The organism is Cellulophaga sp. F20128, from assembly GCF_023015805.1.
GTDB lineage: Bacteria > Bacteroidota > Bacteroidia > Flavobacteriales > Flavobacteriaceae > Cellulophaga.
In genome coordinates this window covers 127,169-151,950 of sequence record NZ_JALKBA010000002.1, presented here as the reverse complement: position 1 = coordinate 151,950, position 24,782 = coordinate 127,169, and the positions used below count along the sequence as shown (strand labels likewise).

Sequence of the window (24,782 nt, the reverse complement as noted above, 5' to 3'; positions counted from 1 at the left end):
AAGCCTGTCTAAATAGACAGGCTTTTCTGTTTTATATACTTTCCGTAACCACTTTCTATTCACAGCAATTTAGTACTTTTGTAAGTACATCAACACCTAAACAATGAGCAATACTAAAATAGCACCTTCATTATTAGCAGCAGATTTTGGAAACCTACAACGCGATGTAGAAATGGTGAACCTTAGTTTGGCAGATTGGCATCATATCGATATTATGGATGGCGTTTTTGTACCCAATATATCTTTTGGTATGCCTGTTTTAAAAAACATTGCTAAACACGCCACCAAAACCTTAGATGTACATTTAATGATAGTAGACCCCGATCGCTACATTAATACCTTTGCTGATTTAGGAGCCACTAATTTAACGGTTCACTACGAAGCTTGTCCGCACCTGCACAGAACCTTACAAGCAATTAAGGCCGCAGGAATGAAAGCAGGTGTAGCCTTGAATCCACATACTACTATAAACCACTTAGAAGATATTATTGCCGATATTGATATCGTTTGTATTATGAGTGTTAACCCAGGCTTTGGAGGACAGTCTTTTATTGAAAATACCTATACTAAGGTAAGTGCTTTAAAAGCCTTAATTACTAGTAAAAATGCTAAGACCCTTATAGAGATTGATGGTGGAGTAACCGATAAAAATGCCAAAGCCTTGGTTGAGGCGGGCGCGGATATACTGGTTGCAGGCAGTTTTGTTTTTAAGAGTAACGACCCAACGACTACTATTAAAAACCTTAAAAAAAGCATTGCGTAGTGAATAGATTGGACATTGTAATAATTGGAGGCGGACCTATTGGAATAGCCTGTGGATTAGAAGCTAAAAAAAACGGACTCTCTTATCTTATTCTAGAAAAAGGATGCATTGTTAATTCATTGTATAACTATCCTTCAAAAATGCAATTCTTTTCTTCTTCGGAAAAATTAGAAATAGACAACATTCCATTTATTAGTAATGAGGCCAAACCAAAAAAGAGTGAAGCTTTAGAATATTACAGAAGAATAGTAAGCACAAACGATTTACACATACATCTATTTGAGAAAGTAGAAACTATTACCACTGAGGATGAAGGTTTCACCATAACAACTAGCAAAACAACCTATACAGCCCATAATGTTATAATAGCTACTGGATTTTATGATATTCCCAACAAAATTAATGTGCCTGGCGAAGACCTTCCTAAGGTATCCCATTATTACAACGACCCACACTTTTATGCTAAGCAAAAACTAGCAGTGATAGGAGCAAGCAATTCTGCCATTGATGCCGCCTTAGAGTCTTGGCGCAAGGGAGCAGAGGTTACTTTAATTATTAGAGGTCCGGAGGTTGGTAAGCGTGTAAAATATTGGGTACGCCCAGACATTATAAACAGAATAGAAGAAGGTAGCATCAAGGCTATCTACAACGCCACCATCACCGAAATCACAGCAACTGAACTACAAATAGATACTCCAGAAGAAAAAATAACACTTGCAAATGATTATGTTTTGGCCCTTACCGGCTATCGACCAAATTTTAATTTCCTGACATCCATTGGCATCGACTTGTCTACAGATGGAAGAAAGATACCAAGCCACAACCCTGAAACAATGGAAACCAATATCGCCAATATTTATTTAGCGGGTGTAATTTGTGGCGGACTTGAAACGCACAAATGGTTTATAGAGAACTCTAGAGTGCATGCCACAGCTATTGTTAAAAACATACTGCATAAAAAAGCACTATAACCCAATTTAAATTTGTGTTATAGTGCTCTTAAAAAATTGTTAGCAATTCTATTTTACTGCTTTTATTATATCTAAAGCCGCTTTTACATCCTTGGTTAATTTTGCGTAGTCTTTATTTTGTAAGATTTCTTTCGAAATTAATTTAGACCCCATACCCACACAAGTTACTCCTGCATTAAACCAACCAGAAAGATTCTCCTTGTCTGGCGATACTCCGCCGGTAGGCATTATACTTGTCCATGGACTTGGTCCTTTGATTCCTTTAACAAAATTAGGCCCATACAAATCCCCTGGAAAGAGTTTTACAATTTCACAACCCAGTTCTTCCGCTCTTGCAATTTCTGTTAAAGAACCACAACCCGGAGACCACAATACTTTTCTGCGGTTACACACGATCGCTATATCCTCTCTTAAAACTGGAGTTACTATAAAATTAGCTCCTAAAGACATATACAAGGAAGCTGCAGCCGCATCTGTAATTGAACCAACGCCCATAATCATTCCCGGCAATTCCTTGATGGCGTACTTTGTTAATTCGGCAAAAACTTCATGTGCAAAATCACCTCTTGCCGTAAATTCGAGCAAGCGTGCACCACCATCGTAACAAGCTTTTAAAACTTCTTTACCTAGTGCTATATCACTATTGTAAAACAAAGGAACCATTCCTGTTTCCTTCATTACTGTTGCTACTTCTATTCTAGAATATTGCGCCATATTTAATCTTTTATAAATTATCGTGCTACACGACCAGAGGCATCACCTCCCATTAATTTCTCTACCTCTTCTACGGTTACTAGATTTGCATCGCCCTTAATGGTATGTTTTAAACAAGAAGCAGCTACTGCAAAATCTAATGCATTTTGATCGTTTTCAGGGTATTTTAACAAGCCGTATATTAATCCGCCCATAAAAGAATCTCCACCACCTACTCTATCCACAATATCTGTTATTTGATATTGGCGGGTTTCGTACATTTTGGTACCGTCATACAGAACACCAGCCCATGTATTGTGTGATGCTGATATAGAACCTCTTAATGTGGTAATTACCTTTTTCGCTTTCGGAAATTTATCCATCATCTGTTTACAAACAGACAAGAATGCTTCCGCTTTTACATCATGCCCTTGGGTGGTTATATCTAAACCTTCTGGTTTAATACCAAAATGCTTTTCTGCATCTTCTTCGTTTCCTAAAATAACATCACAATAGGAGGTTAATTCGGTCATGATTTTTTCTCTATCTCCTCCAAATTTCCAAAGCTTAGCCCTGTAATTTAAATCTGTTGAAATAGTGATCCCCATTTCACTAGCTACTTTTACAGCTTCTAAACAAGCATCGGCAGCACCCTGAGAAATAGCCGGCGTAATCCCAGTCCAATGAAACCAAGCCACATCTTTAAACACTGATTTCCAATCTATCATTCCCGGTTTAATCTCTGCAATGGCTGAATGTGCTCTATCATACACCACCTTACTCCCTCTACTTACCGCACCCGTTTCTAGGAAATAAATACCCAAGCGATCGCCACCATAAATAATATGATCTACACCAACGCCTCTCTTGCGCATTTCCATCATGGCGCATTCCCCTATATCATTTTTAGGCAAACGTGTCACAAAATCCACAGGAACACCGTAATTAGCCAATGAAACTGCTACGTTAGATTCTCCTCCACCATAGACAACATCAAAAGAATTGGCTTGTGAGAATCTTAAAAATCCAGGAGGTGCCAATCTTAACATGATTTCACCAAAGGTTACTACTTTTTTCATTTTTAAGTTTTTGTGCTTCTTAATATTCCAAATTTATCGATTTATTATTTATTGGACCTAGGATTAAAAAAAATATAACAAAGTAAATGCTGTATTGATTTTTTCATACACTAACAAAGCCTTCTAACTATTCTGAATCCCTAGGTATAAATTACGCAGTAAAACCATAAGCGTGTACTCGTTTAACTCAGAGTAAAACCATATCAACGCCAAAGGTTATACTAAAAAAAGCGAGTTTCTAAAAAGAAACTCGCTTTAGTATTCACCTATCTTGGTGACTCAATTGTGACCCCGGAGGGATTCAAACCCCCAACCCTCAGAGCCGAAATCTGATGCGCTATTCAGTTGCGCCACGAGGCCATTTTAATACACCGCAAAATTACATTTTACTGTGAATTAACCTAAATTATATTAATTTACTTTTCACAATAGAAGAAATGGTTTTACCATCGGCCTTACCTGCTAATCTTCCAGAAACCACACCCATTACTTTTCCCATATCTTTCATTCCTTGGGCTCCACTTGCTGCAATTACTTCTAAGACTACCTTTTCTATCTCATCTTCCGACAATTGAGCAGGTAAAAACTGAGCAATAATTTCGGCTTGTGCCAATTCTGGTTCCGCCAAATCTGCCCTTTTCTGCTCCAAATAGATAGCAGCACTATCCTTACGTTGCTTTACAAGCTTTTGAACTATTTTTATTTCTTCATCCTGAGATAGTTCCGTTTTAGCACCAGCCTCTGTCTGCGCCATTAACAACACAGATTTTATAGCACGTAACGACTCCAATGCCACTGCATCTTTAGCTTTCATTGCTTCCTTCATAGCGGACATTACTTCTTGCTGTAAACTCATAACCAATTATTTTTGGACTGCGAAGATAAAAAAATAAACCCAAAAACTATAACTGCTTTTGGGTTTATAAACTACTTTAATTCGTAAGCTGATGCTACTAATCTACATTATCATGCAAAAAAGAATTATTAGAACGCAATTGAATTTCATCATTATCATCCTCACTTAACGAAGTACGTGACACTCTATTTTCAGGGGAGTTCTGATTTAAATTTATTCCTTGACGCAAATAAGCTGGTTTATTTTCCATATCATTTACATTATTGATATTGTTCTGGAATTTATGGTTGAAATCTTTTAATTTTCTTCTACGAACATCTGCCCGATCCTTTAAAAGCTCTTCTATAGGTGTATCCATAGGATCTATAACCCTATCTTCCTTCACACTTTCTTTAGCGATTGTTTTTTTCTCAAAGACTATTTTGTCTTCAACAATTTTAGGATTGTATTTTTCCGCCTTAGATTTTGCACCTGTCAATTCATTTTCTAACTCCATATAATCATCCAAACTATATCGAGTTTCTCCCTCTTTGTTGTATTCTAAAACGGGTACAACCTCTACATGCTCCTTAACATCCATCTCCGTAACATCATCGTCTAGGCTAAATGAAATAACAACCTCTTGCTCATCTTCCTCTTTTACTCTTTTTTCTGCTTTAGGCATATCAAAACTAAAAGCAAACTGATCTTCTTCTTGAACTACCTTTACCTCCTCAGCGTCTACAACATTTATATCCTTTACATCTATAATGACAAAATCATCTTCTTTAGTCCCTTCTGCAACCACCTCGTCATAAAAGACATTGAAGTTCTTAATAAAATTCGTAGTCGGAATTAAATCCATATCTGGTTGCTCATCTGCAACTAGGGTGTGTTTAATCACCGCTTCTTTTACAGGAGCTACTTCTTCTGGCGCTACAACTTCATAAACAACATTAGCATTAGCTGGTGTTAAATTATGCTCTGCTTTTTGCTCATCTCCTAGGGTATGAATAATTTTTTTTGACTCTGTATTGACAATATCATCTTGCTGATCTATATTAAAACCCGTGGCAATAACGGTAACTCCAATGGCATCTCCAAGGTTTTCATCCTCACCAACACCCATTATAATGTTTGCTCCATGACCCGCTTCAATTTGAATATGATCATTGATTTCACCTATTTCATCAATCGTGATTTCCTGAGCACCAGAAACTATTAAAAGCAATACATTTTTAGCTCCTGCGATCTTATTATCATTTAACAACGGAGAATCTAAGGCCTTCATTATCGCTTCTTGAGCTCTAGAAGAGCCTGAAGCATTTGCAGACCCCATTATTGCAGTTCCACTGTTAGAGAGTACGGTTTTAGCATCCCGTAAATCTATATTTTGTGTATAGTGATGCGTAATAACTTCGGCAATACCTCTTGCTGCAGTTGCTAAAACTTCATCGGCCTTAGAGAAACCAGCTTTAAAGCCTAAGTTGCCGTATACCTCTCTAAGTTTATTATTATTAATAACGATTAATGAATCTACATTTGCACGAAGTTTTTCTATACCAGTCTGAGCTTGCTGGCATCTCATTTTTCCTTCAAACAGAAAAGGCATTGTAACAATACCCACGGTAAGGATATCCATACCTTTTGCTTGTTTTGCAATTATTGGTGCAGCACCTGTACCGGTACCACCACCCATCCCAGCTGTAATAAAAACCATTTTGGTGTTCTTGTCCAACATATTTTTTATGTCTTCCATGCTTTCAATGGCGGCTTGTTCACCAACCTCTGGATTGGCACCTGCACCTAAACCTTCTGTTAAAGTAACACCTAATCTAATTTTATTAGGCACACTACTATTATCAAGCGCCTGTGAATCTGTATTACAGACCACAAAATCTACTCCGTTGATACCAGCTTGGAACATGTGGTTAATGGCATTGCTACCACCGCCACCTACGCCAATGACCTTAATTACGTTACTTTGATTTTTAGGCAAATCAAAAGAGATACTACTTTCTAATTCAGTGTTCTTGCTCATACTATTTTTTTACTGATTCATTTTTTTATTCTTCGATGCACTACTCGGCATTATCCAAAAAGTCTTTCAACTTGTCGGACCATTTTTCAAAAATGGATTTACGTTCTATTTTTAAGGCTGACTTAGGTGCCTGTCCAGAAGTTGACCCCGCTTCTACATAGGGACCCTCTTTATTTACACTCTGATTTTCAGCTACTTCTACTATCTTTTTCTTGGCATTTGTTTCTATAGCATTCATTAACAATCCAACTCCTGTGGCATATAACGGACTCGCTATATCCTGATCAGAGTCTCCTGCCAAATGCTCATTGGGATAGCCTATTCGGGTATCCATCCCTGTTATATATTCTACCAATTGCTTTAAGTGATTTAACTGGCTGCCACCACCCGTTAAAACAATACCACCAATAAGCTTTTTCTTTTGGTCTTCATGCCCGTAATTCTTGATCTCCATATACACCTGCTCTACGATTTCAACCACCCGAGCGTGTATAATTTTAGAGAGATTCTTTAAGGTTATTTCTTTCGGTTCCCGTCCTCTTAAGCCTGGAATAGAAACAATCTCATTGTCCTTATTTTCACCTGGCCAAGCAGAACCAAACTTTATTTTTAAAAGTTCCGCTTGCTTTTCTATGATAGAACAGCCTTCTTTTATATCTTCAGTTATAACATTTCCTCCAAAAGGGATTACTGCAGTATGCCGAATAATACCATCTTTAAAAATTGCAACATCGGTTGTACCACCACCTATATCGATTAAGGCAACACCTGCTTCTTTTTCCTCCTGACTTAAAACAGCATTTGCAGAAGCCAAAGGCTCAAGCGTTATACTCCCTAATTCTAAGCCGGCACTCTTAATACATCTACCCACATTTTTTATGGAAGACACCTGACCAACAACTACATGAAAATTAGCTTCTAGTCTACCGCCATACATTCCTATAGGCTCCTTTATTTCTGCCTGTCCATCTACCTTATACTCTTGAGGCAACACATGTATAATCTCCTCTCCAGGAAGCATTATTAATTTATATACCTGATTGCACAAGCGGTCTAAATCATCCTCATCAATAACCAACTCAGAATCACTTCTGGTAATATAATCGCTATGTTGCAAACTGCGAATGTGCTGTCCCGCAATTCCAACAACTACAGAGCTTATCTTTAAGCCAGAACTCGCTTCTGCTTCTTCAATAGCCTGTTGTATTGATTTTATTGTCTGGGTAATATTGTTTACTACACCTCTATGTACTCCTAAACTTTTAGATCTACCAATACCCAAAACCTCAATTTTACCGTATTCGTTTTCCTTACCAATTATGGCTACAATCTTTGTAGTTCCTATGTCTAACCCTACTGAATATTTAACTGGTTCCATAACTTATATTTTGGTGCACACCACTTGATTATTATACTCTAAACTAACAGCCTTGTACTTATCTAAGGCTTGGTCCTTTACTGCTTTTCTATAAAAAGCTTTGTAATTATTAAACTTTCCTTCTAGATTCTCTAGACTACCTACTGTGACTACAAAATCTTCTAACCTAAGCCGCAACTGTATCTTGTCTTTTTGAGTGATATGAATCCCAATAATATCTTTTTTTAAAAAATTATCTGCATTCACAAACTGTATCAACTTAAAACAATCATTAAGACTTTCATCCGTAATCTTACCCGTAATTATAGGCACTCTTGCAGAGTGATTTTTTGACAATGGCATACGTTTACCTTCATCATCCAAATAAAACTTGGAATTCCCTTCTATACGCCCCAAAGGTTTGCGCTGAATGATTTTAGATGTAAGTTCCCCATTTACAGCAAGATAAACCTGAGCACTTTTAACCATTTCATTGGCTTCTAAAACCTTTTCTACCGTATTCAAAACTAGCGCATCTTTTGGCACGTTTGTAAGACTACCTAAATTTTGTATTAACAATTTATTAACCGTTTGGTGCGTGATAAATAAATTGTCTTCGCCTATAAATTCTATCGTTGAGTTTTTTACTTTTTTAGCATCATTCCTATGCCCAGAAAAAGCATAAACCCCTGATAACAAGAATAAAAGAAAACCTATCTTTGTATAATTCCAGTTTATTTTCATACCTCAAAAGCATTTTTAATTTTAACAACTTCTTGTCCTATATCGCCTGCACCCATAACCACAAGCACCTCTGGACTTTGATTTTTAATTTCATGAATCAAATCTATTTTCGTACAGATTTTTTTATTCGGATTTTTTATTTTAGACAACAACCATTCCGCAGTTACTCCTTCAATAGGTTCTTCTCTTGCCGGATAAATATCCAGTAAAATAATATTTTCAAATTTTGATAAACTCGTCGCAAAATCATCAATAAAATCCCTAGTTCTAGAAAACAAATGAGGCTGAAAAACAGCCAGTGTTTTTTTATTTGGATGAATTTCTGAAATGGCATCATACACAGCATTAATTTCAGTAGGGTGATGGGCATAATCATCTATAAATACAAAATCTTCTCTTTTTATACGGTATGAAAATCTGCGTTGCACTCCTTTAAAAGTATCCAAAGCAGCAGCTAGGGCCCTAGGAGATTTTCCGGCTTCCAAAGCCATTGCAAACGCCACCAAACCATTTAACAAATTATGCCTTCCTGGCTTATTAAAACGCACCCCTTTTAACAACACATCTGGTGTTTTAATTGAAAATACGTAGGCCCCATTTTGCACTTCAAGGTCAGTAATGCAAAAATCTGAATCATCATCAATCCCATAGGTAATACCTTCTAACCGTAATCCATTGCGAACAAAGAGCTTACCATCAGGTTCTATTTTGTTGGTAAAATCTACAAAGGCTCGTTTTAGTTCTTCCCCATCCCCATAAATATCCAAATGGTCTGCATCCATTGAAGTAATACATGCCACATTTGGCGATAATTGCAAGAATGAACGGTCAAACTCATCGGCTTCCACAACCGAATACTTCGTTCCTTCTACTAAGAAATTACTATTAAAATCTTCAGAAATCCCACCCAAGAATGCGGTTAAAGGAGCCCCTGTTTCATAAAGCAAATGAGCCAAAATACTAGAAGTTGTAGTTTTACCATGGGTACCTGCAACTGCAAAACAAAAGCTATTTTTAGTAATGATTCCCAAAACTTCTGATCGTTTTTTGACATCGAAGCCTTTCTCAATATAAAAATTGAGTTCTTTAAGGGTTTTAGGTAAGGCTGGTGTATACACCACTAAAGTACTGTTCAAATCTTTAAATCGGTCTGGAATATTTTGCACATCATCCTCAAAATGAATAGCAATATCGGTGGCAGACAAAGCTTCCGTTAAGGGAGTCTGTGTTTTATCGTACCCAGCTACTTCTTTACCTATGAACTTAAAATAGCGTGCCAAAGCAGACATACCAATGCCTCCAATACCCAAGAAATAAACACTATGTATGTCCTTTAAATTCATTTTTTTACTAATTTTTCTACTTCAAAAGCTATGCTTTTTGTCGCCTCTGGCAAAGCTTGTTTTTTTATATTGTCAGCTAATGCTTGTTGTTTTTTATCATCCTTTAATAATGCTGTAAAAACTCCCATAAAGTCCAACTCCAGATCTTTCTCTTTAAGTAAGATTGCTGCATCTTTAGCCACATAAGCCAGTGCATTTTTAGTCTGATGATCTTCAGCAACATTGGGCGATGGTATAAAAATAACCGGCTTGCCAACAATACTTAATTCTGATACAGCCCCAGCTCCGGCTCTTGAAATAATAATATCTGCAGCAGCATAAGCACAATCCATTTTATTTAAAAAATCGAACACCAAAACCTCCTCTGTTTGGAGATTTTTATACGTTTCATAATACAATTTCCCGCATTGCCAAATAACCTGAACTCCCAAGGATTTAAACAAAGGCAGCTGTTCCTTTATGAGTTGATTAACCCTTTTTGCTCCCAAACTACCCCCCAAAACAAGTACTACCAGTTTTTCTGGATTCAACCCAAAAAAATGCAAAGCCTCCGTCTTAGAAATCTTTAGCTCTACCAAATCTTTACGCACTGGATTTCCAGTTTTAACAATTTTATCCGCAGGAAAAAACCGTTCCATATGATCATATGCAACACATATTTTCTTCACTTTAGACGCCAATAATTTATTGGTGATACCTGCATAAGAATTTTGTTCCTGCAACAGGCATGGAATATTTTTAGCTGCTGCCATACGCAGGAGCGGACCACTAGCAAATCCTCCGGTACCAATTACTACATCTGGTTTAAATTTCCGGACAATACCTCTAGCTTTAATTAAACTACTCACCAACTTTATAGGAAACATCATATTTTTAAACGTCAACTTTCGTTGCAATCCCGAAATCCACAACCCTTCTATCTCATACCCTGCCTGTGGCACTTTCTCCATCTCCATTCTATCCTTTGCTCCCACAAACAAAAACTCTGCCGTAGGAAACATCTCCTTAAGTTCATTGGCTATGGCTATTGCCGGATAAATATGTCCGCCCGTACCTCCTCCAGATAATATGAATTTATAATTGTCCACTTAAAACTTCTAAAGGGTTAGTCTCATCTATATCTTCCAATTCTTTATCTGCATTTTTATTACTTGCACTCAATACCACGCCTATTGCCAAACATGTCATCCAAATTGATGTACCACCACTGCTTATCAGCGGTAAAGTCTGCCCTGTTACCGGAAACAACTCAACGGCTACCGCCATATTTATAAATGCCTGAAATACTATAGGCAACCCAACACCAACCACCAATAACTTACCAAATACAGTTGGGTTTGCATTTGCTACAACAACGATCCTAAACAGCAACAAGAGGTAAAAAAACATTAAAGTTAACCCCCCTACCAAACCATATTCTTCAACAATAATGGCAAAAATAAAATCTGATGAACTCTGTGGCAAAAAGTTTTTTTGCACGCTTTTACCCGAGCCTTTCCCTACAATTCCACCTGATGCAATTGCAATTTTAGCCCGTTCTATTTGGTAATCTTCTACAGAATCTTCTCCATTTAAAAAATTAGAAACTCTATTTTCCCAAGTATCAATTCTATTGTCAAACAAATCTGGAACAGCCTTAGCTATTAAGACAAACAGCGCCAAACTTGCGATCCCCGTACCAACAATCATCAACAAATACCGAATAGGGTATCCTCCTAAAAAAGTCAACATCAATACCATAAAAAACAGAATTGCGGCTGTTGAAAAATTTGCCGGAAGTATCAACACAATGACCAAAAAAACAGGAATCCAAAGGGGTAAAATACTTTCCTTAAAAGTAACCACCTTATCCTTAATTTTTGCCAGGTACCGAGCTACATAAATCATTAATACCACCGTTGCCAATGTTGATGTTTGAAAAGAAAAACCAACAAAAGGTATGTTAATCCACCTACTTGCGTTTGCTCCTCCAATGGTTTTGCCTTGAGCCAAGGTATATACTAGCAAAAGCAATACCAAGGGCAGCGCAATCATAGATAAGCCTTTAAAAAAATGCATCGGTATTTTATGCACCCCAAAAATAATCCCAAAACCGAGCAACAATAAAAATGCATGCTTCACCAAATGACTCACTGTAGTGCCATTGCCAACCACATACACCAGATTACTACTAGCACTATAGACGGGTAAAAATGAAAACAGAGCCAATAGGGCAACGATGCCCCAAATAGCCTTATCTCCACTAATATTTTTGATAAAATGCAACACCCCTATAAGTTTTTAACCGCTTCTTTAAATTGATTTCCTCGATCTTCATAATTTGTAAACAAATCGAAACTAGCACAAGCTGGGGACAACAAAACAGTATCTCCACGCTCTCCTATTTTATAAGCCACTTTTACAGCCTCTTCCATTGCACAGGTTTCAACTATTAAATCTACCACATTCCCAAATGCCTCCTTAATTTTTGAATTGTCTACACCCAAACAAACAATGGCTTTTACCTTTTCTCGGACTAACGGCATCAACGATTTATAATCATTACCCTTATCTACACCACCAACAATCCAAACAGTTGGCGTTTTCATACTGTCTAAGGCATAATAGGTTGCATTCACGTTCGTAGCTTTAGAATCGTTTACATATTGCACATGTGCAATTTTTAAAACACTTTCTAAACGATGGGGAGCACCTTGAAAATTTTCAATACAAGCACGTATCGTTTCTTTTCTAATTTGCAACAATTTCCCCGCAGCAGATGCAGCCATTGTATTCTTAAGATTGTGTTTTCCTTCTAAAGCTAAATTATCAGTCGTCATCTGTATCGTTATATTTTGGGTTGTTATATTAATTTTATTCTCCTTGAGAAATGCTCCTATTTCCAACTCTTTCTCTATGGAAAAGGGTATTAATTTTGATTTTACTGGATGCTTTTCTAACCAATTTACAAGCACGGTATCATCGGCATCGTAGATTAAAAAATCTTCTTCGGTTTGGTTTTGAGCTATTTTAAATTTTGATGCTATATAATTATCAAACTCATATGCATACCTGTCCAAATGATCTGGCGTAATATTGGTTATAATGGCGATATGCGGTTTAAAGTCTAGAATACCATCGAGCTGAAAACTACTAATCTCCAACACGTAGTAATCAAAGTTGTTTTCCGCCACCATTTTAGCATAACTATCACCAATATTCCCTGCCATTCCCACAGCTAAACCTTCACCTTTTAAGATATGATTTACCAACATTGTTGTTGTAGTCTTTCCATTGCTACCCGTTATTCCTATTATTGTTGCATCCGTATACTTAGAAGCAAATTCAATTTCAGAAATCACAGGAATGTCTAATTCTACCAACTTTTGCACCAAGGCCACCTTATCGGGTATGCCAGGGCTTTTCATCACTATATCCGCATTAAAAACCTTAGCCTCTGTATGCTGTTCCTCTTCCCAGTCAATTTCAAAATGTTCAAGAACCTTCTTGTATTCCTCTTTTATTTTGTTATTATCAGACACAAAAACTTCGTATCCTTTTTTTTGTCCTAAAAGCGCCGTACCCACACCACTTTCACCCGCTCCAAGTATTACCAGTCTTTTCACTATCGTACTTTTAGGGTCACAAATGTTAGTATTGCCAGTAAGATGCTCACAATCCAAAAACGGGTAACAATCTTACTTTCGTGGTATCCTTTCTTTTGATAATGATGATGCAAAGGCGCCATTAAAAAAATACGCTTACCCTCACCACTTCTTTTTTTCGTGTACTTAAAGTAGGCCACCTGAAGCATGACCGATATTGATTCAGCAAAGAAAATTCCACACAACAATGGGATTATAAGTTCTTTGCGAACAATAATGGCAATTACAGCAATGACTCCTCCAATTGTAAGGCTACCAGTATCTCCCATAAAAACGGTTGCAGGAAATGCATTATACCACAAGAATCCAATTAAGGCACCTACAAAGGCGGCTATAAACACTACCAGCTCACCAGACCTAGGAATAAACATAATATCTAAGTAATCTGAGAAAATGATATTACCAGAAACCCAAGCAAAAATACCAAGTGTAAATACAATTATTGCCGAAGTACCAGCTGCCAACCCATCAATACCGTCGGTTAAATTTGCGCCGTTAGATACCGCTGTTACTATTAGCATTACTATTGGAATAAATATTAACCACGCATAATCTGCGGCTCCATCACCCATCCAAGAAATAAAAGCGGTATAATCTAATTCATTGTTTTTTATCAAGGGAACCGTAGTTGTCATTGATTTTATTTCAGGCACAGCTATAGGAATCGCAGTAGATCCTTTTTGAACAATACCTGCAATTGCATTTTCCTTAATTGTAACTTCTGGATGAAAATAAAGCGTAGCCCCTACAATTAAGCCCAATACCACCTGACCTAATATTTTAAACCTTCCTTTTAAGCCCTCTTTATCCTTTTTAAAGGTTTTAATATAATCATCTAAAAATCCAATTGCCCCCATCCACAGCATGGTAACTATTAATAAAATGACATAGATATTATCTAAACGCGCAAACAGTAATACCGGAATTAAGGTTGCAAGAATAATGATTAATCCCCCCATCGTAGGAGTACCAGCCTTTTGCTTTTGCCCATCTAAACCTAAATCTCTTACCGTTTCTCCAATTTGTTTCTTTTGAAGAAAAACGATTATTTTTTTTCCGTAAACAGTTGCTATCAACAAGGAAAGCATAACCGCCATAGCCGCCCTAAATGTTATAAATTGAAACAAGGTTGCCCCTGGCAATTGATATTCTTTTTCTAAAAATTCAAATAAATAATATAACATACGGTGTGTTCCTTATCTAACTAGCCCTATTTATCTAAGCCAATCAATATTTTTTTTACAATTTTAAAATCATCAAATTCTATTCGAACTCCATTCGTTTCTTGATAGGTCTCATGGCCCTTTCCTGCAACAAGAATAATATCCTTGGCATTCGCCAATTGGCAAGCTGTTTTTATAGCTTGTTCTCTGTTTTCAATAGTCAGAACCTTACGTACATTTTGAGCCTCTACACCCGCCTCTACTTCTTCTAAAATGACAGAAGGCGATTCTGTACGAGGATTGTCTGATGTAAAAATCACCTTAGTACTCATCTCTGAGGCAATATGACCCATAACCGGACGTTTAGACTTATCTCGATCCCCACCGCACCCCACCACGGTAATAACATTTTCATTTCCTGTCCTCAACGAATTAATCGTTTTCAATACATTTTTTAAGGCATCCGGCGTATGGGCATAATCAACAATTGCCGTTATTTTTTCTTTTGATATATAATATTGAAATCTTCCATCTACATTTTCCAACTCACTTAAAAGCCGTAGAATTTCCATTCTTTCTAAGCCCAACAATTCTGCAGTAGCATAAATTGCCAGCATATTGTAAGCGTTAAATTCACCGATTAATTTAGACCAAAATTCATTTTCACCGATCTTTAATAATTGCCCATCAAATTGATTCTCCAAAATTTGAGCCCTAAAATCGGCATAGGTTTTTAAGGCATACGTTTTCTTTTTAGCCTTGGTATTTTGCAACATAACAGCGCCATTCTTATCGTCTATATTGGTCAGCGCAAAACTCTTTTTAGACAAGCCATCAAAGAGCATTTTCTTGGTATCTCTATACTCTGCAAAGGTTTTATGATAATCTAAATGATCATGTGATAAGTTTGTAAATAGAGCACCTTCAAAAACCAAACCTTCGGTTCTTTTCTGGTGAATACCATGTGAACTAACTTCCATAAAACAGAACTCGACTCCTACATCACTCATTTCAGAGAGCGCTTTATTTATGGTAAGCGCATCTGGTGTTGTATGGGTTGCAGGCACTTCTTTTTCATCAATCATTATTTTTATGGTTGACAATAACCCCACTTTAAAACCTGCCTTTTTAAACAACTGGTACAATAAACTCGTAATTGTTGTTTTACCATTGGTTCCGGTAACACCCACCAACTTTAAATTCTTAGAAGGGTTCCCGTAATAATTAGCAGCCATTATGGCCAATGCTCGGTTTCCATTGGCTACTTGTACATAGGTAACTCCATTGACTAAAGTTTCTGGTAATACCTCACAAACAATTGTATTTGCTCCAGCCTTTAAGGCAATGTCTATATAGTTATGTCCGTCTACTAACGTCCCTTTTATTGCAATAAACAGATCATCTAATCCTACTTTTCTAGAATCAAAACAGATCGCATTGATCATACTATTGGTGGTACCGTTAACAGCAACGATACTTACGCCATACAATATGTCTTTAACTAATTTCACGATAATTCTAGGGTTATTTTAGACACTCCTTTAACTGCTGTACCTTGGGTAACAGACTGACTCTTTACTTTTCCATTTCCTTTAACCTCTACTTGCAATCCTAAATTTTCTAAAAGAGAAACAGCATCCATACCACTCATTCCTTTTACATTGGGGATACTTGTGTGTTGTTTCTGAGCCGTGGTGTAGTACGATTTGTATTCGCCTTCTAAAGCCGTAGCATCTATTTCTAAACCTTCTATGATATCTGTTTTAGGTGATGTTGCATACACCTTATGCGCAACGGACTTAAAAACAGGCCCCGCCACATCTGCTCCGTAAAAGCCTGCAGATTTATTAGGCTCATGTACAACTACAATACACGAATATTTAGGGTTATCTGCTGGAAAATAGCCAGCAAACGAAGAAATATATTGCAACTTATCTGGATCTTTAGTCACATAGTTTTTTTGCGCTGTTCCTGTTTTCCCGGCCATAGAAAAGTTTGGCGAATACAAGCTATGTCCGGTTCCTTTTTTGTGCTCCACTACATTTTTTAACAAAGCCTGCACTTTCTTTACCGTTTCTTGAGAACAAATAGCCTCATTAATTACCTCCTTATCAAACTTATGAATTGTCTTGTTCCACTCTTTAACTTCTTTTATAAGTCTAGGCCTAACCATTTCTCCATCATTAGCCACGGCATTATAAAAAGTTAATATTTGCAAGGGAGTTAAAGAAACCTCATACCCATGAGACATCCATGCCAGAGAAATACCAGACCAACCTTTATCTCCAGGATACCTGATTACTGGTTTTCCTTCACCAACAATTGGCAGGTCTAAATCTCTATTCAGATTCATACTCATTAATCGATTAACAAATCGCTCTGGCTTATCTTTATAGCCGTTGTGAATTAGTTTAGCAAAAGCCGTATTGGAAGAGTATTCAAAAGCTTTAGCTAAAGAAATCTCTCCATACCCTCCCCATTTTGAATCTCTTACTGTTCTGTCGTAAATTTTCCAACGCCCGTTTTCCGTATCGATCACCGTACTCGTATCTGCAACCTTATCTTCTAAGACAGCAACCAAGGACATTAATTTAAAGGTAGAACCCGGCTCCGAAGACTCGCCTATAGCATAATTTAAGCGCTCATAATACGTATTCTCCTTGGTGAGCCCTAAATTAGAAATTGCCTTCACTTCTCCTGTTGCAACTTCCATAACAATAACACAACCGTGATCTGCCTGGTACTTTTCCAATTGCCCCAACAAGGCATGGTGCGCAATATCTTGGATATTAATATCAATGGTAGAAACCACATCATACCCATCTTTTGGCTCTACATCGTTATCTGGCCCTATGGGTTTCCATTGGTTTTTCGCTATTTTCTGTTTTAATCGTTTACCCTCTGTGCCTCGCAAATATTCTCCAAAAGCACCTTCTAATCCAACCCTGGTGTAATGACCTTCCTCATCTACACGTTCATAACCCACACTTCGTTCAGCAATTTTTCCTAACGGATGCTCACGCACTGTTTTTTGCTCCACAATAAGTCCACCTCTATTTGGGCCTTTTTCAAACAGCGGTAATTTTTTTATTTTGATATACTCTGAATAATCTAAATTTCGAGCAATAAGCTTATACCTATTCTGATTAGACTTTGCTTTTCGCAGTAATTGTTGGTAATAAGATGACGGTTTACCCAACATTTTACCCAAAGCATCAGACAAGGGCTTTACATTTTCATTAAAATCCGAATTGTGCACCGTAACAGCATCAAAGCGAATAGTGTATTTGGAAACAGAGGTTGCCAATAAACTACCATCATCAGAAATAAGATTGCCGCGATTAGGTTCAATAACAAAAACACGTTCGGTACGGTCCAATGCCAGTTTATTATACTTCTCACCATCAACCAACTGAATGCTAACCAATTTCACAGCCACAGCCACAGCAAACAAGAATAGAACACCTGCTACTATATACAAACGGGTTAATATTTTTTTTTCTGTTGTTGGCACTATTTTATGGGTATTACTTTTATTTTCTTTGGTGGTGTTTCTGACGGATATAATTCTGATTTCTGAACCTCTTTTACAATAGAAGATTCTAATTTTAATTCCTGCACATTTGAACGACCATCTAAAAACTGACTACGCAACTCCTTAACTTCTTCATTCAAGGCTGCAATTTTATGCACCTTACCATCTGCACTATGTGCACTAGCAATCATTAAAGCCGCCAAAAAGGATGCAAAAAAAATAAACATCCAATTTTTAGGAGCATCACCGCTCACCAAAAATTTTCCTTTTAAAATGTCTAAAAATCGAGTCCTCATAATTACTTTTTCTCGGCGATTCTCAATTTTGCGCTTCTGGCTCTATTGTTCAATTTTATCTCTTCTCTAGACGGAATTATTAATCCCCCTACTTTCTTAAACGGAACATCAATATTTCCATAAAAATCCTTTTCAGGCTCCCCATCAAACTGTCCAGCTCTAATAAATCTCTTCACCAATCTATCTTCTAAAGAATGGTAACTAATAAGACTTAACCTTCCTTTGTCATGCAACAGTTCTTCTGCCTGTTCTAAAAATTCTTTTATAACCTGAATTTCTTGATTCACTTCTATCCGAATAGCCTGATAGATTTGTGCTAATATTTTATGCTCTTTAAATCCTGGTAAAAACTTAGCCAACACCTGCTTTAACTGGTCCGTTGTTTTAATTTCTTGCTCTCCCCTTGCCTCTACAATAGCTGTTGCCATAGCATTGGCATTTCTTAAATCTCCATACTGAAACAAAACCTGGCGTAAATCATCATAGGAATACCGGTTCACCACATCATGGGCAGACACCTTATTCTTCTTACTCATTCGCATATCCAAATCAGCATCAAAACGAGTTGAAAACCCCCTATCTGCCACATCAAATTGATGCGACGAAACTCCAAAATCACCCAAAATTCCATCGACCTTACGCACGCCATAGAATTTTAAAAACTGGGTAACAAAACGAAAGTTTTCATTGATCAACAAAAACCGATCATCTTCAATGGTATTCGCCAAGGCATCTTCGTCTTGGTCAAAACCAATCAACCTCCCTTTTTCACCCAACCTACTTAAAATTTCCCTAGAGTGTCCTCCACCACCAAAGGTGACATCTACATACACTCCATCTTCTTTTATGTTTAGTCCGTCTACAGACTCTTTTAACAAAACCGGGTTATGATAACTCATCTTCATCTCCTCCCATCACTTCTTCTGCCAAGGCTGCGAAATTTTCCGCATCCTCCTCAATTACTTTTTCATAACTATCCTTATCCCAAATCTCAATAATGTTTATTGCAGAACTCAACACCACATCTTTTGAAATGCCCGCAATCTCAACTAAGTTTTTCGGAATTAATAGACGCCCTGTAGCATCTAATTCTACTATTTTTACACCTGCCGAAAAACGACGTATAAAATCATTATTCTTTTTCTTAAATCTATTTTTCTTGTTCATCTTCTCCATTAGAAGATTCCATTCATCCATAGGATACAGTTCCAAACAAGGCTGAAAAACAGAGCGTTTTACAACAAAACCTTTGTTTAGAACGCTAGCCATCTGACCCTTAAGAGCTGTGGGTACCATGACCCTGCCCTTAACGTCGGCTTTACATTCGTATGTTCCTATGAAGTTTACCATTTAAAATCAGCTGAATTTTAAAACTGATATCAAAGATAAAAATAATTACCACAAATTACCACTAAATACCACATTGTTAATAAGTTTCCCCACCCAAAAGTCAACTTCTAGACTAAAAGCTTAAAAAACAAGATGTAAGGAAGTGGTAAAAATAGGATGGAGTATAAAAAAAGAATACCCAAATCTTTTTGCGGAAATACCTATATTTGCTAACTAATAGTATAATAGCTATCCTTTAATGGAAAAGATAATTATCACAGAAGACAAATACCGATATATAGAAATTGGAGAAGGCACACCTATCATTATACTACATGGTTTAATGGGCGGACTTAGCAATTTTAATCGTGTAATGGAACATTTTCCTGAAAAAGGATATAAGGTTATTGTACCAGAATTACCTATTTACGACAGACCATTATTAAAAACTACTGTGAAGAGTTTTGCCAAATTTGTCAAGGAATTTATTGAATACAAAGGATTAGATAATGTTATATTATTGGGAAATTCCTTAGGGGGACATATTGGGTTATTGCACACCAAAATGTTTCCAGAAAGCGTTAAAGCATTAGTAATCACTGGAAGTTCTGGGCTTTATGAAAGCGCAATGGGTGATGGTTACCCTAAAAGAGGTGATTATGAGTTTATAAAAAAGAAGGCACAGGATGTATTTTATGACCCAGCGGTGGCGACCAAAGAAATTGTAGATGAAGTATTTGCCACAGTTAATGACCGTATTAAATTGGTAAAAACCTTAGCAATTGCGAAAAGCGCCATAAGACATAACATGGCAAAGGATTTGCCAAAAATGCATACGCCAACCTGTATTATTTGGGGAGAAAATGACAATGTTACCCCTCCAAATGTTGCCGATGAATTTCATAAATTGTTACCAGATTCTGATTTGTTTTGGATAAAAGAATGTGGACATGCTCCAATGATGGAACACCCGGAAGAGTTTAATACAATTTTAGATGCTTGGCTAAAACAGCGTAAATTTTAATAAAAAAACAAGTATTCCACAACTAAAAATATTCTTTTGAAAATTAAATCAGCTAGCTTTGTTATCAGTAATTCTAATGTGCGTTCGTGCCCTAACGAATCCATTCCCGAATACGCTTTTATAGGAAGGTCTAATGTTGGAAAATCTTCATTGATAAATATGCTAATGCAAAAGAAAAGCTTAGCAAAAACTTCTGGAAGACCAGGAAAAACACAACTTATCAATCATTTTAAAGTGAATGATAATTGGTTTTTAGTAGACTTACCAGGCTATGGTTATGCTCGTGTTTCTAAAAGAGACAAGAAAACTTTTCAAAAATACATCACAGATTATTTTTTAGAAAGAGAGCAATTAGTTTGTGCTTTTGTTCTAATTGATATACGCCACGAGCCACAAAAGGTAGATTTAGAATTTTTAGAATGGATGGGCGAAAATCAAATTCCATTTGCCTTAATTTTTACAAAGGCAGACAAACTAAAACCGCAAGTAATTAAGAAACAAGCCGAGGCTTATATTAGCCAATTACTTTCTGGCAGTTGGGATGAAGCTCCCCTCTACTTTGTAACTTCTGCTTCTAACACCCTTGGAAGAGAAGAAGTTTTAGAGTTTATAGATGGAATTAATACCGATTATTTTAAGGCTACCGCAGTCAAATAAGCTATACCACCAACTTCTCATTTATTAAACCTATAAGAGCCTCAGCAGTACTTATCGCATTTAATTCCTCTGCAGATATAACGATTTCTAAAGATCCGTCTAGCTCAGTAAAAACAACAGGCAAGCTACCATGTAGTGCTTTACTCTTAGGGAACCGTTCCTTAAATTCATCCTTATGAAGAAATTCAAGTTCCACCGCTGTGGTTTCTCTAAAATTTTTCCAAACTGCATTTTCTTTAAACACACCAAAAGTTATATCGCACAGCTTACAATTATAGGTAGCGGGACTAAATATTTTATGAGCACTATCTAAAATAGAGTTCCCTATACCAGAATTGGCATTATAGACAAACACTAATTTTTTAAAATCTTTAGGAACCATTGTATCAGGTATTGGTTCTAACTACAGTCTAAAACCATCCAAAAAACTTACACATCTACAAGATTAATATTTTGTTAATTTTACACTTTCAAACAACAAAGTACCTTACAATTGGGTATTTTCGCATTGCTATGAAGTTAAGAGAGATCCTTTTGTCGGTTTTTAGCCTAGTTATGATTGGCTTCCTTTTCTTAGGATCCCAAAACATACACGCTTTTACCTACCACTCTGCTGATGAAGCCAATGATGTTATTGTTCATTGTGAACAATGTGATTTCATTTACACCAACAACCACACTTCTTTTATAAATCACGGTTGCACACAACTTACAATCTATCCATTAAAGGAGGTACGCGCTATTTTTGCAATTACTTACAATGCGCCTTATACTCAAAGTACACATACATCCTATTACTTAAATAGGCCTCCTCCAGCAAAACGATAAGTACATTCCATTTTTTATTTTTCTTCTTTTTACACAAAAGAAGCTGTATTTATTTATAACAAAATCATTTATTATGCGAAATACGCTAACATTACTGTGTTTGCTAGTAGCTAACACCATACTGTATGCACAAGACTGCAACAACATCCTTATTGGTGAGGTTATTGATTACCACGACAATACGCCTTTATCTAATGCTACAATTCAAATACAAGGCAAGGAAAAGCATTATTTATCAGACGCTATGGGAAAGTTTACGATAAAAAACCTCTGTAATGGCACTATAGAATTAGAAGTTTCTCATCCTGAATGTAGCACCCGTTTTATCAGAATAGAAATTTCAGGAAACACCTATAAACAAATTGTTCTAGAGCACCATTTAGAGGAATTGGATGAAGTAAAGGTTACAAGCAGCACTATAAATAAAACCAATTCCGCACAGGAAAACATTTTAAAAACTGATCAGCTAGAACGTTTTAGCGGCAATACCCTTGGCGATGCCCTAAAGCAAATAAACGGCGTGTCTAGCTTAAGTACAGGATCCAATATTGTTAAACCTGTAATACAAGGACTTGGCGGTAGCCGTATCCTAATTCTCAACAATGGCATTCGCATGCAAGATATGGAATGGGGAGATGAACACGCACCAAACATAGACCTTAATTCTGCAGAAAATGTAACCGTTGTAAAAGGAGCTGCTGCATTACAATTTGGCGGCGATGCCATTGGCGGCATCATTTTGTTAGACCAGAATAGAATTCCTAAAAAAGATTCAATTTATGGAAAAACACTACTTCATGGCATATCCAACGGCCAAGGCGGCAACATTTCTACAGCACTTACTAGAACCTATAAAAATGGGGCTTATATAAAAGGGCAGGCATCCTACAAAAAACTAGGTGACGCAGAAACTTCCCAATATATTTTATCCAATACAGGCGTATCACAACTCGGTGCATCAATCGATTTTGGAAAACTAAATTTTGAAGAAGGCTGGAATGCCTATTATACTTATTTCAATACAACTATTGGTATTTTAAGAGCTTCCCATATTGGCAATGTAGACGATCTTATAACAGCAATAAACAACAATGAACCAACCATAGTCAACAACTTCACCTATACCATTAATGATCCTCATCAAGAAGTTAGTCACCACTTAGGAAAACTAAATTATTACAAACGTTTTCAAGGCGTAGGAAAGCTAAACGTGCAGTATGATTTACAACAAAATCATAGGTATGAGTATGACATACGTGTTGGTGATGATAAGGACAAGCCTGCGTTAGACTTAAAATTAACAACACAAACGGTAGCTGTAGATTTTAAGGCAGATTCTTATGACAAGAAAAAAATAACCTTTGGAATTTTAGGAAGGCATCAAGAAAACTACGCCAATCCAGAAACCGGTGTTCGTAGGTTAATACCTGATTACAAAAAGGCAGACTTTGGAGCGTTTACCACTATGGAATACCAACTCTCTGACAATAGCTCCATAGATGCGGGATTACGATATGACTATAGTAAAATTGATGCTAAAAAATATTACCGCACTTCTAGATGGGAGGAACGCGGGTATGATACTGATTTTTCTGAAATTATCATTGATGATTTGGGAACCCAATTACTCACTAATCCAATATTAGAGTATCATAATTTTTCTGGCTCAGCGGGGTTACATTACATTTTCAAAAATAATGACCAATTTCGGTTTAACTATACGTTGGCCCAACGCACACCCAACCCAGCTGAATTATTTAGTGACGGCTTGCATCATTCTGCTGCACGAGTAGAATTAGGCGATTTACGTATAAAAAGTGAAACTTCACACAGATTTGCTGCTTCAATCAGCAAAGATGACCTTAGCTGGGGATACGAACTATCGCCCTACATCAATTTTATTTCAGATTTTATATTGTTAGAGCCCACGGGGATAGAATTTTCTATTCGCGGTGCATTTCCTGTATGGGAGTACAGGCAAACCGACGCAAGGCTTATAGGTATTGACGCATCAATGTATGCCCTTTGGTCTTCTAATTGGCGTACAGATCATCAATTTTCACTTACAAAAGGTAAGGAGACAAATAACGATATGCCACTAATTAACATGCCGTCAGCTAGATTCCAAAACGGAATTACGTACACAAAAAAAGAGTGGAATAACTTTCATATCGAATTACAAAGTGAATATGTTTTTAAGCAAAATGAGTATGTGCCAAATATTGATGTGTATTCACCCCAGCAAGACCAAGAAGTAGAACTAAAAATTAACACTCCTCCAAATGCATATCATTTATTAAAACTAGATTCAGAAATGAAGTTTAATTTTGACAACAAAGCACTAACCGTAGGCTTAGGTATCACTAATTTTTTAAATACAACGTATCGGGAGTACCTGAATAGACAACGTCTTTTCACTGACGACTTAGGAAGATCTATTACACTTAAACTAAAATTTAATTATTAATTTAAATACACAC

General features: G+C 36.7%; 23 protein-coding genes and 1 tRNA gene. 6 read left to right on the top strand and 18 right to left on the bottom strand.

Annotated elements, in window-relative coordinates:
• The first annotated feature begins 103 nt into the window (after window positions 1–103).
• Window positions 104–763, top strand: a complete 660-nt coding sequence (gene rpe, locus MWU65_RS02805; protein ID WP_247075581.1) for a ribulose-phosphate 3-epimerase — start codon at window positions 104–106, stop codon at window positions 761–763.
• Window positions 763–1,734, top strand: coding sequence for a YpdA family putative bacillithiol disulfide reductase (locus MWU65_RS02800; RefSeq protein WP_247075580.1), 972 nt, complete (start codon window positions 763–765; stop codon window positions 1,732–1,734). Before rpe ends, MWU65_RS02800 begins: the two co-directional genes overlap by 1 nt.
• A gap of 48 nt (window positions 1,735–1,782) precedes the next feature.
• On the opposite strand, the gene MWU65_RS02795 is transcribed toward MWU65_RS02800, so the two are convergent.
• The 17 genes from MWU65_RS02795 to mraZ form a co-directional block, all read right to left on the bottom strand.
• On the bottom strand, window positions 1,783–2,448 hold the full coding sequence (locus MWU65_RS02795) for a bifunctional 4-hydroxy-2-oxoglutarate aldolase/2-dehydro-3-deoxy-phosphogluconate aldolase (protein WP_247075575.1): 666 nt from the start codon (window positions 2,446–2,448) through the stop codon (window positions 1,783–1,785).
• A 17-nt stretch (window positions 2,449–2,465) separates the two neighbouring features.
• Window positions 2,466–3,506 carry a sugar kinase gene (locus MWU65_RS02790; protein WP_247075574.1) on the bottom strand — a complete coding sequence of 347 codons (1,041 nt, stop codon included), beginning with the start codon at window positions 3,504–3,506 and terminating at the stop codon, window positions 2,466–2,468.
• 286 nt (window positions 3,507–3,792) lie between these two features.
• A tRNA-Arg gene (locus MWU65_RS02785) sits at window positions 3,793–3,866 on the bottom strand.
• A gap of 46 nt (window positions 3,867–3,912) precedes the next feature.
• Window positions 3,913–4,362, bottom strand: a complete 450-nt coding sequence (locus tag MWU65_RS02780; protein ID WP_247075572.1) for a GatB/YqeY domain-containing protein — start codon at window positions 4,360–4,362, stop codon at window positions 3,913–3,915.
• Between the two features lie 97 nt (window positions 4,363–4,459).
• Complete coding sequence (gene ftsZ, locus MWU65_RS02775) at window positions 4,460–6,382, bottom strand: cell division protein FtsZ (protein ID WP_247075570.1); 1,923 nt, start codon at window positions 6,380–6,382, stop codon at window positions 4,460–4,462.
• 40 nt (window positions 6,383–6,422) lie between these two features.
• Window positions 6,423–7,760 (bottom strand): cell division protein FtsA, encoded by a 1,338-nt coding sequence (gene ftsA / locus MWU65_RS02770; RefSeq protein WP_247075568.1) that lies wholly within the window; start codon window positions 7,758–7,760, stop codon window positions 6,423–6,425.
• Window positions 7,761–7,763: 3 nt separating this feature from the next.
• Window positions 7,764–8,483, bottom strand: coding sequence for a cell division protein FtsQ/DivIB (locus MWU65_RS02765; protein WP_247075567.1), 720 nt, complete (start codon window positions 8,481–8,483; stop codon window positions 7,764–7,766).
• Window positions 8,480–9,826 carry a UDP-N-acetylmuramate--L-alanine ligase gene (gene murC / locus MWU65_RS02760; RefSeq protein WP_247075566.1) on the bottom strand — a complete coding sequence of 449 codons (1,347 nt, stop codon included), beginning with the start codon at window positions 9,824–9,826 and terminating at the stop codon, window positions 8,480–8,482. Before murC ends, MWU65_RS02765 begins: the two co-directional genes overlap by 4 nt.
• Window positions 9,823–10,914, bottom strand: coding sequence for an undecaprenyldiphospho-muramoylpentapeptide beta-N-acetylglucosaminyltransferase (gene murG, locus MWU65_RS02755; RefSeq protein ID WP_247075565.1), 1,092 nt, complete (start codon window positions 10,912–10,914; stop codon window positions 9,823–9,825). The genes murC and murG overlap by 4 nt, the downstream gene beginning before the upstream one ends.
• A complete protein-coding gene (locus MWU65_RS02750; RefSeq protein ID WP_247075564.1) occupies window positions 10,901–12,094 on the bottom strand; it encodes an FtsW/RodA/SpoVE family cell cycle protein in 1,194 nt (397 codons plus the stop codon). Before MWU65_RS02750 ends, murG begins: the two co-directional genes overlap by 14 nt.
• Before the next feature lie 2 nt (window positions 12,095–12,096).
• Window positions 12,097–13,431 (bottom strand): UDP-N-acetylmuramoyl-L-alanine--D-glutamate ligase, encoded by a 1,335-nt coding sequence (gene murD / locus MWU65_RS02745; protein WP_247075563.1) that lies wholly within the window; start codon window positions 13,429–13,431, stop codon window positions 12,097–12,099.
• Entirely contained in the window at window positions 13,431–14,654 is a 1,224-nt protein-coding gene (gene mraY, locus MWU65_RS02740; protein WP_247075562.1) for a phospho-N-acetylmuramoyl-pentapeptide-transferase, read from the bottom strand. The genes murD and mraY overlap by 1 nt, the downstream gene beginning before the upstream one ends.
• Before the next feature lie 26 nt (window positions 14,655–14,680).
• Complete coding sequence (locus MWU65_RS02735; RefSeq protein ID WP_247075561.1) at window positions 14,681–16,144, bottom strand: UDP-N-acetylmuramoyl-L-alanyl-D-glutamate--2,6-diaminopimelate ligase; 1,464 nt, start codon at window positions 16,142–16,144, stop codon at window positions 14,681–14,683.
• Window positions 16,141–18,147, bottom strand: coding sequence for a penicillin-binding protein (locus MWU65_RS02730; RefSeq protein WP_247075560.1), 2,007 nt, complete (start codon window positions 18,145–18,147; stop codon window positions 16,141–16,143). Before MWU65_RS02730 ends, MWU65_RS02735 begins: the two co-directional genes overlap by 4 nt.
• On the bottom strand, window positions 18,147–18,464 hold the full coding sequence (locus MWU65_RS02725) for an FtsL-like putative cell division protein (protein WP_247075559.1): 318 nt from the start codon (window positions 18,462–18,464) through the stop codon (window positions 18,147–18,149). The genes MWU65_RS02730 and MWU65_RS02725 overlap by 1 nt, the downstream gene beginning before the upstream one ends.
• A 2-nt stretch (window positions 18,465–18,466) precedes the next feature.
• Window positions 18,467–19,363, bottom strand: a complete 897-nt coding sequence (rsmH, locus tag MWU65_RS02720) for a 16S rRNA (cytosine(1402)-N(4))-methyltransferase RsmH (protein WP_247075558.1) — start codon at window positions 19,361–19,363, stop codon at window positions 18,467–18,469.
• Window positions 19,350–19,814, bottom strand: a complete 465-nt coding sequence (gene mraZ, locus MWU65_RS02715; RefSeq protein WP_247075557.1) for a division/cell wall cluster transcriptional repressor MraZ — start codon at window positions 19,812–19,814, stop codon at window positions 19,350–19,352. The genes rsmH and mraZ overlap by 14 nt, the downstream gene beginning before the upstream one ends.
• Before the next feature lie 238 nt (window positions 19,815–20,052).
• Here mraZ and MWU65_RS02710 point away from each other — a divergent pair, with 238 nt between their 5' ends.
• Together MWU65_RS02710 and yihA are read left to right on the top strand one after the other, a co-directional pair.
• Window positions 20,053–20,817 (top strand): alpha/beta hydrolase, encoded by a 765-nt coding sequence (locus MWU65_RS02710; protein WP_247075556.1) that lies wholly within the window; start codon window positions 20,053–20,055, stop codon window positions 20,815–20,817.
• 36 nt (window positions 20,818–20,853) lie between these two features.
• Window positions 20,854–21,474: a ribosome biogenesis GTP-binding protein YihA/YsxC gene (yihA, locus tag MWU65_RS02705; protein ID WP_247075555.1), complete on the top strand. Its 621-nt coding sequence runs from the start codon at window positions 20,854–20,856 to the stop codon at window positions 21,472–21,474.
• Window position 21,475: 1 nt separating this feature from the next.
• Here the strand turns inward: yihA and MWU65_RS02700 are convergent, their stop codons facing one another.
• Complete coding sequence (locus MWU65_RS02700) at window positions 21,476–21,856, bottom strand: GTPase (RefSeq protein WP_247075554.1); 381 nt, start codon at window positions 21,854–21,856, stop codon at window positions 21,476–21,478.
• Window positions 21,857–21,987: 131 nt separating this feature from the next.
• Here MWU65_RS02700 and MWU65_RS02695 point away from each other — a divergent pair, with 131 nt between their 5' ends.
• Together MWU65_RS02695 and MWU65_RS02690 are read left to right on the top strand one after the other, a co-directional pair.
• Window positions 21,988–22,302 (top strand): hypothetical protein, encoded by a 315-nt coding sequence (locus MWU65_RS02695; protein ID WP_247075553.1) that lies wholly within the window; start codon window positions 21,988–21,990, stop codon window positions 22,300–22,302.
• Between the two features lie 73 nt (window positions 22,303–22,375).
• Entirely contained in the window at window positions 22,376–24,769 is a 2,394-nt protein-coding gene (locus MWU65_RS02690; protein ID WP_247075552.1) for a TonB-dependent receptor, read from the top strand.
• The last annotated feature ends 13 nt before the right edge of the window (window positions 24,770–24,782 follow it).